General features: G+C 73.6%; 15 protein-coding genes and 1 riboswitch. Of the genes, 10 read left to right on the top strand and 5 right to left on the bottom strand.

Going from position 1 to position 15,725, the window contains the following annotated elements:
- Positions 1-40 precede the first annotated feature (40 nt).
- Positions 41-1,051: an LLM class F420-dependent oxidoreductase gene (locus Sri02f_RS13265; RefSeq protein ID WP_109001356.1), complete on the top strand. Its 1,011-nt coding sequence runs from the start codon at positions 41-43 to the stop codon at positions 1,049-1,051.
- 85 nt (positions 1,052-1,136) lie between these two features.
- Positions 1,137-1,427, top strand: coding sequence for a hypothetical protein (locus tag Sri02f_RS13270; protein WP_109001357.1), 291 nt, complete (start codon positions 1,137-1,139; stop codon positions 1,425-1,427).
- Positions 1,428-1,541: 114 nt separating this feature from the next.
- Here Sri02f_RS13270 and Sri02f_RS13275 read toward each other — a convergent pair whose 3' ends face one another.
- From Sri02f_RS13275 to Sri02f_RS13285, 3 genes are read right to left on the bottom strand one after another with little or no spacing between them, the layout of a single operon-like run.
- On the bottom strand, positions 1,542-2,612 hold the full coding sequence (locus Sri02f_RS13275; RefSeq protein ID WP_109001358.1) for a prenyltransferase/squalene oxidase repeat-containing protein: 1,071 nt from the start codon (positions 2,610-2,612) through the stop codon (positions 1,542-1,544).
- Positions 2,609-3,352 (bottom strand): class I SAM-dependent methyltransferase, encoded by a 744-nt coding sequence (locus Sri02f_RS13280; RefSeq protein ID WP_109001359.1) that lies wholly within the window; start codon positions 3,350-3,352, stop codon positions 2,609-2,611. The genes Sri02f_RS13275 and Sri02f_RS13280 overlap by 4 nt, the downstream gene beginning before the upstream one ends.
- Positions 3,346-4,881, bottom strand: a complete 1,536-nt coding sequence (locus Sri02f_RS13285; RefSeq protein ID WP_109001360.1) for a glycosyltransferase family 4 protein — start codon at positions 4,879-4,881, stop codon at positions 3,346-3,348. Before Sri02f_RS13285 ends, Sri02f_RS13280 begins: the two co-directional genes overlap by 7 nt.
- Positions 4,882-5,111: 230 nt before the next feature.
- On the opposite strand from Sri02f_RS13285, the gene Sri02f_RS13290 reads away from it, so the two are divergent.
- On the top strand, positions 5,112-5,750 hold the full coding sequence (locus Sri02f_RS13290) for a TetR family transcriptional regulator (RefSeq protein ID WP_109001361.1): 639 nt from the start codon (positions 5,112-5,114) through the stop codon (positions 5,748-5,750).
- 134 nt (positions 5,751-5,884) lie between these two features.
- Here Sri02f_RS13290 and Sri02f_RS13295 read toward each other — a convergent pair whose 3' ends face one another.
- The gene (locus Sri02f_RS13295) at positions 5,885-6,157 is read right to left on the bottom strand and encodes a ferredoxin (RefSeq protein ID WP_109001534.1); all 273 of its coding nucleotides are present in this window, start codon (positions 6,155-6,157) and stop codon (positions 5,885-5,887) included.
- A gap of 5 nt (positions 6,158-6,162) precedes the next feature.
- Positions 6,163-7,620: an aldehyde dehydrogenase gene (locus Sri02f_RS13300; RefSeq protein ID WP_109001362.1), complete on the bottom strand. Its 1,458-nt coding sequence runs from the start codon at positions 7,618-7,620 to the stop codon at positions 6,163-6,165.
- Between the two features lie 86 nt (positions 7,621-7,706).
- On the opposite strand from Sri02f_RS13300, the gene Sri02f_RS13305 reads away from it, so the two are divergent.
- From Sri02f_RS13305 to Sri02f_RS13335, 7 genes are all read left to right on the top strand, one after another.
- A complete protein-coding gene (locus tag Sri02f_RS13305; RefSeq protein ID WP_109001363.1) occupies positions 7,707-8,732 on the top strand; it encodes a Strvi_7410 family MBL fold metallo-hydrolase in 1,026 nt (341 codons plus the stop codon).
- Between the two features lie 217 nt (positions 8,733-8,949).
- Complete coding sequence (locus Sri02f_RS13310) at positions 8,950-9,393, top strand: nuclear transport factor 2 family protein (protein ID WP_109001535.1); 444 nt, start codon at positions 8,950-8,952, stop codon at positions 9,391-9,393.
- 201 nt (positions 9,394-9,594) lie between these two features.
- A riboswitch (cobalamin riboswitch) is annotated at positions 9,595-9,714 on the top strand.
- Positions 9,715-9,828: 114 nt separating this feature from the next.
- Positions 9,829-11,100 (top strand): SCO2321 family membrane protein, encoded by a 1,272-nt coding sequence (locus tag Sri02f_RS13315; RefSeq protein WP_109001364.1) that lies wholly within the window; start codon positions 9,829-9,831, stop codon positions 11,098-11,100.
- Positions 11,097-11,897 carry an SCO2322 family protein gene (locus Sri02f_RS13320; protein WP_109001365.1) on the top strand — a complete coding sequence of 267 codons (801 nt, stop codon included), beginning with the start codon at positions 11,097-11,099 and terminating at the stop codon, positions 11,895-11,897. The genes Sri02f_RS13315 and Sri02f_RS13320 overlap by 4 nt, the downstream gene beginning before the upstream one ends.
- Positions 11,890-12,963, top strand: coding sequence for a CbiQ family ECF transporter T component (locus Sri02f_RS13325; protein WP_109001366.1), 1,074 nt, complete (start codon positions 11,890-11,892; stop codon positions 12,961-12,963). Before Sri02f_RS13320 ends, Sri02f_RS13325 begins: the two co-directional genes overlap by 8 nt.
- Positions 12,960-14,780 carry an ABC transporter ATP-binding protein gene (locus tag Sri02f_RS13330; RefSeq protein WP_109001367.1) on the top strand — a complete coding sequence of 607 codons (1,821 nt, stop codon included), beginning with the start codon at positions 12,960-12,962 and terminating at the stop codon, positions 14,778-14,780. The genes Sri02f_RS13325 and Sri02f_RS13330 overlap by 4 nt, the downstream gene beginning before the upstream one ends.
- Complete coding sequence (locus Sri02f_RS13335; protein ID WP_109001368.1) at positions 14,777-15,637, top strand: ECF transporter S component; 861 nt, start codon at positions 14,777-14,779, stop codon at positions 15,635-15,637. The genes Sri02f_RS13330 and Sri02f_RS13335 overlap by 4 nt, the downstream gene beginning before the upstream one ends.
- Positions 15,638-15,725: the final 88 nt, after the last annotated feature.

A 15,725-nucleotide genomic window follows, 5' to 3' on the forward strand; every position in this document is an offset into this window, starting at 1 on the left:
TCGCAGCCCCCTGCAACTGACGGACCGTCAGGAGGCTGTCATGCGGCTCGGTCTCGCGCTCGGCTACTGGGGCCGTGACCCCTCCCCGGACCAGGTGGAGCTGGCCCGGGAGGCGGAGCGGCTCGGATACGACTCGGTGTGGACGGCGGAGTCCTGGGGATCGGACGCCTTCACCCCGCTCACCTGGATCGCCGCGCGGACGTCGAGGATCGGGCTGGGCACGGCGGTCGCGCAGATGGCGGCCCGCTCCCCCACCACGACCGCGATGCACGCCCTCACCCTGGACCATCTGTCCGGGGGACGGATGATGCTCGGCCTCGGCCTGTCCGGCCCGCAGGTCGTCGAGGGCTGGTACGGCCGTCCCTTCCCCAAGTCGCCGCTGACCGCGACCCGGGAGTACGTGGACGTCGTCCGGCAGGTGCTGCGGCGGGAGGGTCCGGTCGCGACGGACGGCCGGTTCCACGCGCTCCCCTACCGGGGCCCCGACGCGACCGGTCTGGGCAGGGCGCTGAAGTCCATCACCCATCCGCTGCGGCCGGATCTGCCGGTGCTGCTCGGAGCCGAGGGTCCGCGGAACGTGGCGCAGACCGTGCGGATCGCCGACGGCTGGCTGCCGTTGTACTGGTCGCCGAGCAGGCCCGACGCGTACGGCCCGGGGATCGAGGAGCTGCCGGAGGGCTTCCGGGTGGCCCCGATGGCGCGGGTCAAGGTGTGCGACGACGTCCGCGAGGGACTGCTGGCGGTGAAGGCCATGCTCGGCTTCTACATCGGCGGCATGGGCCACGCCACCCGCAACTTCCACGCAGACCTGATGGCGCGCATGGGCTACGAGGAGGAGGCCCGGCACATCCAGGACCTGTTCCTGGCGGGCCGTCGTGAGGAGGCCGTGCTCGCCGTGCCGGACGCCTTCGCCGACGAGATCTCCCTCGTCGGATCCCGCGAACGCATCGCGGAGCGGCTGGAGTCGTGGCGCAAGGGCCCGGTGACGGACCTGCTGGCGGTGGCCCCGGACCTGACCTCGCTACGGGTGCTGGCGGAACTCAACTCCTGACGGGGACCGGGGCCCGGGGCCCGCGTGCCCAACAAGCCCGACACGCCCGAGGTTTCATCCGGAATCGAACGGCAATCCGGATGGCATGTCTCGATATCGCAGTGGTTCCAACTCGGCAGGAACGGTCATCGCGGTCGTCGCTGACGTCATGGCCGTCATCCTCGGGCTCTGGATCCTCATGTATCTGCTGGACGCCAACCGGGGCAACGACCTCGTCCAGTTCGTCCAACACGCGGCCAACTGGCTGGCGGGCTGGTCCCGTGACCTCTTCACGTTCGACGAGGCATGGGCCCGGGTCGTGGCCGGCTACGGCCTGGCAGCGGTGGTGTACCTGTTCGTCGGCCACGCCATCGCGAACCGCGTCCACCGCCACTGAGTCCCGCTCAGTCCCCCGAGGCCGCTCGGTCCCCGCAGTCCCGGAGGCCGCTCTGTCCCCCGAGTCCCGGAGGCCGTTCAGTCCCCGGAGTCGACCGAGCGCCCTGAGGTGTTCTCAGGCGCAGCAGTCGGCCTCCAGCCCGGAGGGCAGTTGCTCCCCGCCGAAGACGGCACAGGTGGCCTCGTGGCCGCCGAGGGCCGCGACGGCGAGCAGCAGCGAGCCCGCCGTCCAGGTGGTCAGCTCCCGGGGCCAGATCGCCTCGTCCTCGAACACGAACCCGGTCCAGTACAGCCCCGACTCCGCGTCCCGGAGGTGCTGGATCGCCTGCAGGATCTCCAGCGCCCGGTCGGACTCGCCCATCGCCCACAGAGCGAGGGCCAGTTCGGCCGACTCGCCGCCCGTCACCCACGGGTTGGGCGCCACGCAGCGGACGCCCAGCCCCGGGACGACGAACCGGTCCCAGTCGGACTCGATGCGGGACTTGGCCTCCGCGCCGGTCAGCGCGCCGCCCAGGACGGGGTAGTACCAGTCCATGGAGTAGCGGTCCTTGTCGAGGAACCGTTCCGGGTGCCGTCGTATGGCGTGTCCCAGAGCGCCCGCCGCCAACTCCCAGTCGGGCTGCGGCTCTTCGCGCTGTTCGGCGACAGCCAGCGCGCAGCGCAGCGCCTGGTGGATCGAGGAGGAGCCGGTGAGCAGCGCGTCGGCGGTCGGCGTGCCGTCGTCGTCGCGCCGCCAGCCGATCTGCCCGCCGGGCTGCTGCAGCCGCAGCACGTACTCGATCGCCGCGTGGACGGTCGGCCACAGGCGGTCGAGGAAGGTGTCGTCGCCGGTGGACAGGTAGTGGTGCCAGACGCCGACGGCTATGTACGCGACGAAGTTCGTCTCGCGGCCCCGGTCGGTGACGGCGTCGAAGTCGCCGTCCTGGTAGGCCGCGAACCACGAGCCGTCGTCGTTCTGGTGCCGGGCCAGCCAGTCGTAGGCGCGCTCGGCGGCCTCGTGCTCGCCGGCCGCGTCCAGCGCCATGGCGGCCTCGGTGTGGTCCCACGGGTCGAGGTGGTGGCCGCGGAACCACGGGATCGCGCCGTCCTCCCGCTGCACGGCGAGGATGCCTGCGACGGTCGCGGCGGCCTGCTCGGCGGTCAGGACCCCGGTCAGGACGAGGTGTTCGGTCCTGGGGGTCGTCACTTGGCGGCCGCCTCGGACAGCGGGGGCAGATGGGGCTTGGTCGCGTAGGCCACGAAGCTCTTGCCGATGAGCGGGTTCAGCGCCTGCTCGGCGACCCGGGTGGCCAGCGGCTTCTTCATGATGTCCCAGACCAGCAGCTTGTGGTAGGCGCGCACCGGCAGGGCCTTGTCGTTGTCGACGCCGAACGCGCACTTCAGCCACCAGTACGGCGAGTGCAGCGCATGGGCGTGGTGGGTGCCGTACGGCTTGAGGCCCGCCTCACGGATCTTCCCGAGCAGTTCGTCCGCCCGGTAGATGCGGATGTGCCCGCCCTCGACCTCGTGGTAGGCGTCGGAGAGGGTCCAGCAGACCTTCTCGGGGCCGTAGCGCGGGACGGTGATCGCGATGCGGCCGCCCGGCTTCAGCACGCGCACCATCTCCGCGAGGACGCCCTTGTCGTCCGGTATGTGCTCCATGACCTCGGAGATGATGACGACGTCGAAGGACTCGTCGGGGAAGGGCAGGGCCAGGGCGTCGCCCTCCATGGCGGTGGCGGTCGCGCCCTCGGGGGCCTCCCCGGCCTCCTTCATCGCCGCGAACCACTTGGCGACCTCGCGGATCTCCTCGGCGTTCTGGTCGAGGGCCACGACCTGCGCGCCGCGCCGGTAGCACTCGAAGGCGTGCCGGCCGGCCCCGCAGCCGAGGTCGAGGACCCGGTCGCCCGGGGCGAGCGGGAACCGGGAGAAGTCGACGGTCAGCACGTGGCCCTGCTTTCGCGATCGGATGCTTCGGATACGTCGGCGGCGGGAGCGTCGCCGGTGGCCCGGGCGTCGACGGCCTCGGGAGCGGAGGGAGCGGCGACAGCCGCGGGGACTGCGGAGGCCACCGGGGCCGCGGGGACCGCCGTCGTCTCGGCGGCAGCGGCAGCGGCAGCGGCGACGGCGACGGAACGGGCCGACGAGGCCCCGGGAGTCCGGGTGCTGCGGCCGTCGTCGGCCATCGCCTCGCGGTAGCGGGCCACGGTCCCCTCGGCGGCCCGCGCCCAGGTGAACCGCTCCAGCACCCGCTGCCGTCCGGCCGCGCCGAGCCGGGCCCGCAGATCGGGGTCGCCGAGCAGCCGGCCCAGGCCCGCGGCGAGCGCGCCCGCGTCGCCGGGCGGCACGGCCAGACAGGTCTCCCCGTCGCGCCCGGCGACCTCGGGGATCGCCCCGCCGGTCGTGGCGAGCAGCGGGGTGCCCGTGGCCATGGCCTCGGCGGCCGGCAGGGAGAAGCCCTCGTACAGCGACGGCACGCAGGCCACCTCCGCCGAGCGCACCAGGTCGACCAGTTCGGCGTCGGAGATGCCCTTGACGAACTCGACGGCCCCTTCGAGGCCGTACCGCTCGATCGACTGGGCGACCGGCCCCTCCTGCGGGCGCTTGCCGACGACGACCAGGTGGGCGTGCGGATGCTCGGTGCGCACCTTCGCCAGGGCGTCGACGAGGTGGACCAGGCCCTTGAGCGGAACGTCCGCGCTGGACGTCGTCACGATCCGGCCGGGTATCTGCGCCACGGCGGGATTCGGCGAGAACAGGTCGGTGTCGGCCCCGATGTGGACGACGTGGATGCGGTCGTCGCGGACGCCGAGGTGGTCGGCTATCTCCTGGCGGGAGGTGCCGGAGACGGTGAGCACGGACGGCAGCCGGCGGGCGACGCGCCTCTGCATGGCGGTGAAGCCGTACCAGCGCCGCACCGAATACCGCCGCCGCCATCCCTCGGCCGCGTCCAGCTCCAACTGCCGGTCGACGGTGATGGGGTGATGGATGGTCGTGACCAGGGGCGCGCCGACGTCCCCCAACAGGCCGTATCCCAGCGTCTGGTTGTCGTGCACGACGTCGAACTCACCGCGGCGGGCGCGCAGATGGCGGCGGGCGCGCAGCGAGAAGGTCAGCGGCTCGGGGAACCCGCCGGTCCACATCGTCGCCACTTCGAGGACGTCGATCCAGTCGCGGTACTCGCCCCGCCCGGGGGTGCGGAAAGGATCCGGCTGACGGTAGAGGTCGAGGCTGGGCAGCTCGGTGAGGGAGAGCCTGTCCTCGTGCCCCGGGTCGAGGACCGGGTAGGGCTGCGAGCCGATGACCTCGACGCGGTGGCCGAGACGGGCGAGTTCGCGTGAGAGATGCCGTACGTAGACGCCCTGGCCCCCGCAGAACGGGTTTCCCTTATAGGTGAGGAGCGCGATCTTGAGCGGTCGCCCGCCGTCAGCGGCAACGTCATGCCGAGACCCTGCCTGACTGGCCTCAGCGGTCACTCCGGGCCCCCTTCTGCCTGCATTGTCCCGCGACACTACGTCGGGACGCTAACCTAGAACAAGTTTCAGACTTGATCGTTCGGGAGGCTCTGAATCTACCGGCAGGTACGAGCGCTGTGAGCAGTGGATCAGGTGATTCACGCCACCACCGATCACCCGTCGAGCCGTATGATCACCGCCCCTCACCGACTGTCACCACGACTGTCACGGAACGGACCGGAACGGGACCCATGTCTGCGGAAGCCAGCCCTCAGCGCCCCGCGCACTCCTCCCTCACCGAGCGGCAGGAGGCGCGCCGCCGCCGCATCCTGCACGCGAGCGCGCAGTTGGCCAGCCGGGGCGGTTTCGACGCGGTGCAGATGCGGGAGGTCGCGGAGTCCTCGCAGGTCGCCCTCGGCACGCTGTACCGCTACTTCCCCTCCAAGGTGCATCTGCTGGTGGCCACCATGCAGGACCAGTTGGAGCACATGCACGGCACGCTGCGGAAGAAGCCGCCGACGGGCGAACGGGCGGCGGAGCGCGTCGCCGAGACCCTGATGCGCGCGTTCCGCGCGCTGCAGCGCGAGCCGCACCTGGCGGACGCGATGGTCCGCGCGCTGACCTTCGCCGACCGCAGCGTCTCGCCGGAGGTCGACCAGGTGTCCCGTCAGACGACGGCGATCATCCTGGACTCGATGGGCCTGACCGACCCCACCCCCGAGCAGCTCTCCGCGGTCCGCGTCATCGAGCACACCTGGCACTCGGCGCTCATCACCTGGCTGTCGGGCCGCGCGTCCATCGCACAGGTGCGGATCGACATCGAGACGGTATGCAGGCTGATCGACGTGACCGACCCCGAGGCCCCCAACGAGCCCCCGGCCCACGCCTAGCCCTGGGCGACGGCACGGATCGACCGCCGTCCCCTGCTGTGGAGGTGGATGCGGATGTCAACGGCCACGTCCACGTGCACATCCACACCCACTTGCCCATCCATGTCGCCCCCGGACCCGACGGTGTCCCTACCTCACTCCTCGGGAGGGAACACCGGCTCGCCGTTCCCCGCCAGCGTGATCATGATCGCCTCCACCGGGCAGCTCTCCGCCGCCGCCAGCACCCGCTCGTTGGCGTCCGTGTCCGGGTCGGCCGGATGGGACTGGCGTGCGGTGTCGAGCCGGAAGCCGTCCGGCGCGTGATGGACGCACTGGGCGGAACCGATGCACAGGGACCGGTCCACCTCGACGTGCCACCGGTCCCCCGCCCCCGCACCCGAACGCTCCGGCGCGGGAGGGGCCCCCACCTCACTCACCCCTCCCAGCCCGCCGGGAGATGGATCATCTTGTGCTCCAGGTACTCGCCGAAGCCCTCCGGCCCGAACTCCCGCCCCAGCCCGGAGTTCTTGTAGCCGCCGAACGGTCCGAGCATGTCCAGGCTGAAGGTGTTCACGGAGTAGGTCCCGGTGCGGACCTGGCGCGCGATCTCGACGCCGTGCCCGACGTCGGCCGTCCACACGCTGCCGCTGAGCCCGTAGTCCGAGTCGTTCGCGATCTTCACCGCCTCGGCCTCGTCGCCGTAGGGCAGCAGGCAGATCACCGGGCCGAATATCTCCTCGCGGGCGATCCGCATGGAGTTGTCGACGTCGCCGAAGAGGGTCGGCTCCACGTACCAGCCGCGGTCCAGGCCCGCCGGACGCCCTCCGCCCGTGAGGATCTTCGCGCCCTCCTCCTGCCCGATGCGGATGTAGTCGAGGTTGCGGCGCTGCTGCCGCTCGGCCACGAGCGGGCCGAGCTGGGTCGCCGGGTCCAGCGGGTCGCCGACCACCAGCGCGTCCGCCGCCGCGGCGAAGGCGTCCGCGAACTCGTCGTAGCGCGAGCGCGGGAGCAGGATCCGGGTCTGGGCGACACAGGCCTGACCGTTGTTCATCCAGGCGGCCGAGGCGATCCCGGGGACGGCGGTGGCGAGGTCCGCGTCCGGCAGGACGACCGCCGCCGACTTCCCGCCCAACTCCAGGGTCACCCGGGTGAGGTTGCGCGACGCCACCTCCATGACCCGCTTGCCGGCGGCGACCGAGCCCGTGAACGAGACCTTGTCCACGCCCGGGTGGCCGACCAGGTACTCACTCACCTCCCGGTCCGCCGGGAGGATCGACAGCACGCCCTCCGGCAGGCCGGCCTCCCGCACGATGTCCGCGAGGACGTAGGCGTCCAGCGGCGACTCCGGGGACGGCTTGAGGATCACCGTGCAGCCGGTGAGCAGCGCGGGGGCGAGCTTGGCGGCGGCGACGAACTGCGGGACGTTCCAGGGGACGACCGCCGCGACCACCCCGACCGGCTCGCGGCGCACGAGTATTCTGCCGAGCGCGCCGTCGCGCCGCTCCTCGTAGGTGAAGCCCCGGGCGACGGTGATCGCCGCGTCCCACACCATCATCGCGCCGAGGGCCTGCGCGAGGACGCTCCAGGAGTACGGGGAGCCGTTCTCGGAGGAGATCACCCGGGCGAGCTCCTCGTGACGCGCCAGGATCCCGTCCTTGATCCGGCCGACGACCTCGATCCGCTCGTCGAGCGAAAGACGCGGCCAGGGCCCCTCGTCGAAGGCCTGCCGGGCGACGGCGACAGCCCGGTCCACATCGGCCGGCGAGGCGTGGGGCACCCGTCCGATGACCTCCTCGGTGTGCGGCGAGATCACCTCGATGACGGCATCGCCCAGCGGGTCGGTCAACTCCCCGCCGATGAAAAGCTTTCCGTGCTCCACGAGCTCAGCCATGGCCACTGCCTTCATTTTCTGACGGTGTTTCAGAAACTGATACCAGTTCTAGTTATAGTGGGCAATGGCCGTGGGACGGAGGGCAGATGGCGAAGGTGTTCGATCATGGCGGGGGGGTGCGGTCGCTGCGGGTGCCGATCCCGGACAACCCGCTCGGCCACACGCTCGTCTATGTCGTCGACACCGACCGGGGGCCGGTCCTCGTCGACACCGGCTGGGACGATCCCGCCTCCTGGGACGCCCTCGTGGCGGGGCTCACGGCCTGCGGCACGTCCGTGGCCGCCCTCCACGGCGTCGTCATCACCCACCACCACCCCGACCACCACGGTCTGTCCGCCCGGGTGCGGGAGGCGTCCGGGGCGTGGGTGGCGATGCACGCGGCGGACGCGTCGATCGTGCGGCGGACCCGGGAGACCCGGCCCGAGCGCTGGTACACCTACATGGCCGAGAAACTGGCCGCCGCGGGCGCCCCCGACGCGCACCTCGCCCCGCTGCGCACGGCGCGCCGCCGAACGCTGCCCGGCCTCTCCCCGGCCCTCCCCGACCGTGAGATCGTCCCCGGCGAGCTTCTCGGCCTGCCCGGCCGCCGACTGCGCGCGATCTGGACCCCGGGACACACACCCGGCCATGTCTGCCTGCATCTGGAGGAGGACCACCCGGCCGGGCTCCCGGGCCGCGGCCGGCTGTTCTCCGGCGACCATGTGCTTCCCGGCATCACCCCGCACATCGGCCTCTACGAGGACCCCGACGACGCGACGGTGACCGACCCGCTGGGCGACTACCTCGACTCCCTGGAACGCGTCGGCCGGCTCGCGCCCGCCGAGATCCTCCCCGCGCACCAGCACGCCTTCACCGACGCGCCGTCCCGGGTGAGGGAGTTGCTCGCCCACCACGAGGACCGCCTCACGGGACTCCTCGCGCTCCTCGCCTCCCCCCTCACCCCCTGGCAGCTCGCCGAACGCATGGATTGGAACCGGCCCTGGGACCAGATCCCCTACGGGTCGAGGAACATCGCGGTCTCCGAGGCCGAGGCGCATCTGCGGCGGCTGGTGAAGCTGGGCCGGGCGGAAGCCGTGACGGGCAGCGATCCGGTGACGTACGCGGCCGTGTGATCGCGATCCCTGACCCCGGAGCCCTGATGCCTGTGGGCCTCGCGTGATCCGGTCAAATTCGATCGCGCCGCGGCAGGCGCACCTGTTAGACAGCCGTATGGACCCTCTGGACCCTCTGGACCCTCTGGACCCTCTGGACCCTCTGGACCCCCGGCAACCCCCGGACCCGCTGGACGCCCTGGCCCCCACGGACCAGGCCATGGGCCTCGCGGCTGCCATGGGCCCCGTCGAGCGGCTGCTCGCCGAACGCGCCTGTGAGCGGCTCGTCGTCGACTTCGTCCACCGTCTCGACCTCGGCGAACCGCCGACCGTGGCCGAGCTGTTCACCGAGGACGGCAGCTGGGCGTGGCCGGCCGGCGAACGACTCGTCCAGGGGCGGCCCGCGCTGCGGGAGTACTTCGGCGCGCGCCCCGCAGACCGGCTCTCCCGCCGTCTGATGACGAACATCCTGGTCACGGTGACCGCGCCGGACGCGGCCTCGGCCACGTCGTACTTCTCGACGCACCGGGTCGACGGGTACGGGGGCGGCACCGTCCCCGCGGGCCCCCCGGTCCAGGTCGGCCACTACGAGGACGCGTTCCGCCGGGTCGGCGGCGCGTGGCTGCTGGAGCGGCGGGTGCTGTTCCTGCCCTTCGGCGGCCCGACGCCGCGCGCGGCCTAGCCGGCAGCGACCTGATCGACTCCGGCGCGGGGGCGGGGAGTTGCTTTCTCCGGCGGGCTCGCCGTCGCGTCGGAGACCCGTCGGAGACCCGTCGGAGGCCCCTCGGAGGCCCCTCGGCACAGCGCCTCCGTCCGGTCACCGGCATGGGGACGGACACGGGCAGGGGCCTGCCGTCGTCCGCGGGCTCCCCTCGGGCGCCTGCTTACCTGCCGGTAGAGTGGCCGGGTCGTATCACGCCCGTACAGGGGGAAGCCGGTGCAATTCCGGCGCTGACCCGCAACCGTTGACAGCCGGATCACCTGGCACGGGGCCGTGACCGGCTCATGTGCGTCGGCAGCTCGGCCGTCGCACGGCACCGTCGAGGCATACGGAGCCGAGCCGCCGGGGTCGCCCCGCGCTGCCCGGCTCCCTCACAGGGAGAGGCACCCGCCGATCATGAACGTCCGCCGTAGCGCCGCGGCTCTGGCCGCCGCCACCGTCGTGCTGGGCGCCGCCGTCCCCGCCGTGGCCGCCACCGCGCCCCCCACCGCGTCCCCCACCCCGTCGACGGCGATACCCGCCGGGCTGTACGGGACCGCCGACCCGACCTACGACGGCGTCTGGCGCCAGTCGCTGGCCCTGCTCGCGCAGCACACCACGGGCGTCGCCCCGGCCGACGCGGCCGTGACCTGGCTGGCCGGACAGCAGTGCGCGAACGGCTCCTTCGCCGCTTTCCGCGCCGACACCGCCAAGCCGTGCGACGCGAAGCTGACGGTGGACACCAACAGCACGGCGGCGGCCGTCCAGACGCTCGCCGCGCTCGGCGGACACGGCGGCGCGACGCAGAAGGCGGTCGGCTGGCTGAAGTCCGTCCAGAACGCCGACGGCGGCTGGGGCTACTTCCCCGGCGGGGCCAGCGACGCGAACTCGACGTCCGTCGTGGCCGGGGCGCTCGCGGCGGCCGGGCAGCGGCCGGCCGGAGTGAAGAAGGCCGGAAAGTCGCCGTACGACGCCCTCCTGAAGCTCTCTCTCCCCTGCGACCGGGCCGGCGGCGGCGCGTTCGCTTACCAGCCGGACAAGAAGGGCGGCCTCGCGGCCAACGCGGACGCGACGGCGGCGGGCGTCCTCGGCGTTCTCGGCAAGGGATTCGTGACGACGGCCGGCAACGCGTCGCAGGGTGAACGCGCCTGCGGCGGCTCCTCCGCCCCGCTCACCCCGGACGAGGTCGCCCACAACGGCGCGGCCTATCTCGCCGGGGCGGTCGCCCACGACGGCTACCTGAAGTCGGTCCTGCCCGGCGCCGCGAACCAGCCCGACTACGGCAACACCGCCGACGCGGTGGTCGCCCTCGCCGCCCTCGGGTGGACCGAGCAGGCCAGGAAGCCGCTGGCCTGGCTGGAGCAGAACGCCGCGGGCTGGGCGAAGCAGAGCGGGCCGGCCGCCTATGCCCAGTTGGTCTTCGCGGCTCATGCCATGGGCGCCGATCCGCACGCCTTCGGCGGCACGGACCTGGTCGCACAGCTCAACGCGACGGGTCCGGCCCCTCAGAGCGGCGCGGAGGCGGCCGGCGCGACCGCCTCGGCGGACCCGAAGAAGGCGGACGACTCCGACGACTCCGACGGCTCCGGCCCGGCGTACAGCCTCTGGCTGATCGTCGGCGTCTTCCTCGTGGTGGGCATCGGCATCGGCTTCCTGATGAGCGGCCGTGGCAGGAAGCGTCAGCCGTGACGCCCCGGCCCGCCGTACGCACCCCCGCGCCCGCCCGCGCCCAGGCCGCCCCTGCCAAGGCCACCCGTACGCACGGGCACGTCCGCGCCCGCGTCCAGGTACTGGCCGCCGTACTGGCCGCGTCGGCGCTGGTGTCGTTCGGCGCGGCGGGCTCGGCCCACGCCGCCGGCTACCGCTACTGGTCCTTCTGGGACCGTGCCGGCGATCACTGGACCTACGCCACCCAGGGCCCGTCCACCGCCCGCCCCGCCGACGGCGACGTGGAGGGCTTCCGGTTCGCGGTGAGCGAGGACTCGCAGGACGCGACGCAGCCGCGCGGCGCCGCCTCCTTCGCGGCGATCTGCGCGAAGACGCCCGAGCAGGACGGCACGAAACGGGTGGCCCTGGTCATCGACTTCGGCACGGCGGCGGACGCCCCGGGCGGCGAGGCGCCGCCGTCGCCCTCGCCCCGCACGGCGTGCGCCCGGGTCTCCTCCGGGGCGACGACGGCCGAGGCGCTCGCCGCGGTCGCCAAGCCGCTGCGCTACGACGCCAACGCCCTGCTGTGCGCGATCGCCGGGTATCCGGGGACGGGGTGCGGCGAGCAGGTGTCGACGGACGGGAGGCGCACCCGGCAGCCGACGACGGCCGAGGGGGCCGGGAAGGGGACCGGCAGCCGGAACGCCGACGGGAACGACGGCGGTAACGGCGGCGGGAAGGACGGGGGACCGTCGTTGGGCCTGTTCGGGGGCGTGGCGGCGGTGGCGGTGCTGGGCGCGGCCGCTGTGTGGCAGGCGCGGCGGCGCCGCGATGGCTGACCGCCGCTCCCGGCCCCCACTGCACCCCGGCGCCTGGTGGTTGTGGGCCCTCGGCCTCGGCTCCGCCGCCACCCGCACCACCAACCCGCTCCTGCTCGGCCTGCTGCTCACCGCCTCCGCGTACGTCGTCACCGTGTGCCGCCCGGACACCCCCTGGTCCCGTTCCTACTCCGCCTTCCTCAAGCTGGCGCTCGCCGTCCTCGTCGTCCGTCTCGTCTTCGTGGTCGTGCTCGGCTCGCCCATCCCCGGCACGCATGTGCTGCTCACGCTGCCCGAAGTCCCGCTGCCGCACTGGGCGCAGGGCATCCGGCTGGGCGGCGCGGTGACGGCCGAGGGCCTGCTCTTCGCCTGGTACGACGGCCTGAGGCTGGCCACCCTCCTCGTGTGCGTCGGCGCCGCGAACGCCCTGGCCTCCCCGTCGCGCCTGCTGAAGACGCTCCCGGGCGCCCTGTACGAGACGGGGGTGGCGGTGGTCGTGGCGCTCACCTTCGCCCCGAACCTCATCGCGGACGTCCACCGGCTGCGCGCCGCCCGCCGCCTGCGGGGCCGTCCGGACCGGGGGCTGCGCGGGCTGCTCCAGGTGGGTCTGCCGGTGCTGGAGGGCGCTCTGGAGCGCTCGGTCGCGCTGGCCGCCGCGATGGACGCGCGCGGCTACGGCCGTACCGCCGACGTCCCCGCTCCCGTCCGCCGCACCACCGCCGCCCTCACGCTGGGCGGCCTGCTCGGCGTCTGCGCGGGAACGTACGGCCTGCTCACCGCCGCCGGCGGCACGTACGGCGTTCCGGTGCTGCTCGCCGGAGTGGTCGCGGCCGTCGCCGGGCTGCGGCTGGGCGGCCGCCGCTCCGCGCGCACCCGTTACCGGCCGGACCGCTGGACCCCGCGGGCCTGTCTGACCGCCGCCTCCGGCGTCGCCGTCGCGGCCCTGCTCGTCCTGGCCGCGTCCGCCGACCCGGCGGACCTGAACCCGGGGGTGGTCCCGCTGACCGCGCCCGCCCTCCCGCTGTGGCCCGCGGCGGCCGTACTCCTCGCCCTGCTGCCCGCGTTCGTGCACAAGGAGCCGTCGTGATCCGCTTCGAGAACGTCTCCGTGACGTACGACGGCGTCGCCGAACCCACCGTCAGGGACGTCGACTTCATGGTCCCCGAAGGTGAACTCGTGCTGCTGGCGGGCCCGTCGGGGGTGGGCAAGTCGACGCTGCTCGGCGCGGTGAGCGGTCTCGTCCCGCACTTCACCGGCGGCGTCCTGCGCGGCCGCGTCACGGTCGCCGGCCGCGACACCCGCACCCACAAGCCGCGTGAACTCGCCGACGTCGTGGGGACGGTGGGCCAGGACCCGCTGTCGCACTTCGTGACGGACACGGTGGAGGACGAACTCGCCTACGGCATGGAGTCGTTGGGTCTGCCGTCGGCGGTGATGCGCCGTCGCGTCGAGGAGACCCTCGACCTGCTCGGACTGGCCGGCCTGCGCGACCGCCCGCTCGCCACCCTCTCGGGCGGCCAGCAGCAGCGGGTGGCGATCGGCTCGGTCCTCACCCCGCACCCCCGGGTGCTCGTCCTGGACGAGCCGACATCGGCGCTCGACCCTGCGGCCGCGGAGGAGGTCCTCGCCGTTCTCCTGCGGCTGGTCCACGACCTCGGCACGACGGTGCTGCTGGCCGAGCACCGCCTGGAACGCGTCCTGCAGTACGCCGACCAGGTCGCCTTGCTGCCCGCCGCCGGGGCGGCCCCGCTCCTCGGCGCGCCGGCGGACGTCATGGCCGTGTCCCCGGTGTTCCCGCCGGTGGTGGACCTGGGCCGGCTGGCAGGCTGGTCCCCGCTGCCGCTGACGGTCCGCGACGCCCGGCGAAGGGCGGCCGACCTGCGGGAACGCCTCGCCGCCCTGGAGACCCGGGACGTACCCGCGGCCCGGGAGACACCGGTACCGGTGGCCGAGTCACCCGCGACCCCGGAGACACCGGTACCGGTGGCCGAGTCACCCGCCCCGGCCGCCGTCCCTCGGGCCCGCCGCCCCTTCCGCCGCCTTCGCCCGGCCCCGGCCCCGGCCCCGGCCGCACTGTCCGCCCCGGCCGGCCCCTCCCCTGCGTCCCCCTCCCCCATCCGCCCCGCCTCCCCCTCCATCCCCTTCCTCTCCGGGCCGCCCGCCGAGGCCCGGTCGCTCGGCGTTCGCCGGGGCGGCGTCCAGGCCCTGCGGGACGTCGACCTCACCGTCGGGCCCGGCGAGACCGTCGCCCTCATGGGCCGCAACGGCGCCGGGAAGTCGACACTGCTCAACGCGTTCGTCGGCCTGGTCGCGCCGTCCGCCGGCACGGTGCGCGTCGGCGGCTCGGTCCCGCACCGCACCTCCCCGCGAGACCTGGTGCGCCGCGTCGGTCTGGTCCCGCAGGAGCCGCGCGACCTGCTCTACGCCGACACCGTCGCCGCCGAGTGCGCGGCCGCCGACCGGGACGCGCGGGCCGCGCCCGGCGCCTGCCGCGCCCTGGTCTCGGAACTCCTCCCCGGCATCGCGGACGACATCCACCCCCGGGACCTGTCCGAGGGCCAGCGGCTCACCCTCGCGCTGGCGGTCGTCCTCGCCGCCCGGCCGCCGCTCCTGCTGCTCGACGAGCCCACCCGCGGCCTGGACTACGCGGCGAAGGCCCGCCTGGTCGCCGTCCTGCGCGGGCTGGCCGCGGCCGGTCACGCGATCGTGCTGGCCACGCACGACGTGGAACTGGCCGCGGAGCTGGCCCACCGGGTGGTGCTGCTCGCCGAGGGCGAGGTGATCGCAGACGGTCCCACGGCGGAGGTGGTGGTCTCGTCGCCGTCCTTCGCCCCGCAGGTGACGAAGATCCTCGCGCCGCAGGAGTGGCTCACGGTCGCGCAGGTGAGGCGGGCGCTGGGATGACGGCGCCCCGCAGACGCCCCCGTCCCGTGCGGCTGGGCCCTCGCTCCCTGGCGGCGTTGACGCTGGTCGGCGCGGTGGGCGTGATCGCGTTCGGCTGGCCCTTCCTGGCCCCGCCGGGCTCCGCCCTGAACGCGCACGCGCAGGACGCGCCCTGGCTGTTCGCGGGCCTGCTCGTGCTGCTGGTCGCGGTCGTGACGGCGACGATCTCGGAGTCCGGGCTGGGCGCGAAGGCGGTGGCGATGCTCGGCGTGCTGGCGGCGACGGGCGCCGCGCTGCGCCCGATCGGTGCGGGGACGGCGGGCATCGAGCCCATGTTCTTCCTGATGGTGCTGAGCGGCCGGGTGCTGGGGCCGGGTTTCGGCTTCGTCCTCGGTTCGGTCACGATGTTCGCGTCCGCCCTGCTCACCGGCGGGGTGGGCCCGTGGATGCCGTTCCAGATGCTGGCGATGGGCTGGTTCACGATGGGGGCGGGGCTGCTGCCGGGCCCGGAGCGGCTGCGCGGCCGGGCCGAGCTGGCACTGCTCGGGGGGTACGGCTTCCTCGCCGCCTTCGCCTACGGCACGGCGATGAACATGGCCGGCTGGCCGTTCATGGGCGCGCTGGCCTCGGGAGTGGCCTTCGACCCGGACGGGACGGTCCCGGCGAACCTGGCCCGTTTCGTCGCGTACTGCGTGGCGACGTCGCTGGGCTGGGACCTGGGGCGGGCCCTGGTGACGGTGCTGCTGACGCTCACTCTCGGCCCGGCGGTGCTCAGGGCGCTACGCAGAGCCACCCGCAGGGCGGCCTTCGAGACCGCGGTCACATTCGAGGGCCCCGAAGAGCCTCCGAGAGCCGCCCGGAAGTCCGTTGACCGGTGAACCACCCCACATGACTCACATCACCTACTATCTGGCTCAGTAGGGCAAATAGGGCGCCATGGCCATGCCATTAGGGCCTCTGACCTGC

It is taken from the genome of Streptomyces rishiriensis, assembly GCF_003112535.1.
GTDB lineage: Bacteria > Actinomycetota > Actinomycetes > Streptomycetales > Streptomycetaceae > Streptomyces > Streptomyces rishiriensis.

Excerpts from the sequence above, each read along its gene's own strand:
- Sri02f_RS13265 (WP_109001356.1), top strand. The coding sequence starts at position 41 with ATGCGGCTCGGTCTCGCGCTCGGCTACTGGGGCCGTGACCCCTCCCCG.
- Sri02f_RS13270 (WP_109001357.1), top strand. The coding sequence starts at position 1,137 with ATGTCTCGATATCGCAGTGGTTCCAACTCGGCAGGAACGGTCATCGCG.
- Sri02f_RS13290 (WP_109001361.1), top strand. The coding sequence starts at position 5,112 with ATGTCTGCGGAAGCCAGCCCTCAGCGCCCCGCGCACTCCTCCCTCACC.
- Sri02f_RS13300 (WP_109001362.1), bottom strand. The coding sequence starts at position 7,620 with ATGGCTGAGCTCGTGGAGCACGGAAAGCTTTTCATCGGCGGGGAGTTG.
- Sri02f_RS13305 (WP_109001363.1), top strand. The coding sequence starts at position 7,707 with ATGGCGAAGGTGTTCGATCATGGCGGGGGGGTGCGGTCGCTGCGGGTG.
- Sri02f_RS13310 (WP_109001535.1), top strand. The coding sequence starts at position 8,950 with ATGGGCCCCGTCGAGCGGCTGCTCGCCGAACGCGCCTGTGAGCGGCTC.
- Sri02f_RS13315 (WP_109001364.1), top strand. The coding sequence starts at position 9,829 with ATGAACGTCCGCCGTAGCGCCGCGGCTCTGGCCGCCGCCACCGTCGTG.
- Sri02f_RS13325 (WP_109001366.1), top strand. The coding sequence starts at position 11,890 with ATGGCTGACCGCCGCTCCCGGCCCCCACTGCACCCCGGCGCCTGGTGG.
- Sri02f_RS13335 (WP_109001368.1), top strand. The coding sequence starts at position 14,777 with ATGACGGCGCCCCGCAGACGCCCCCGTCCCGTGCGGCTGGGCCCTCGC.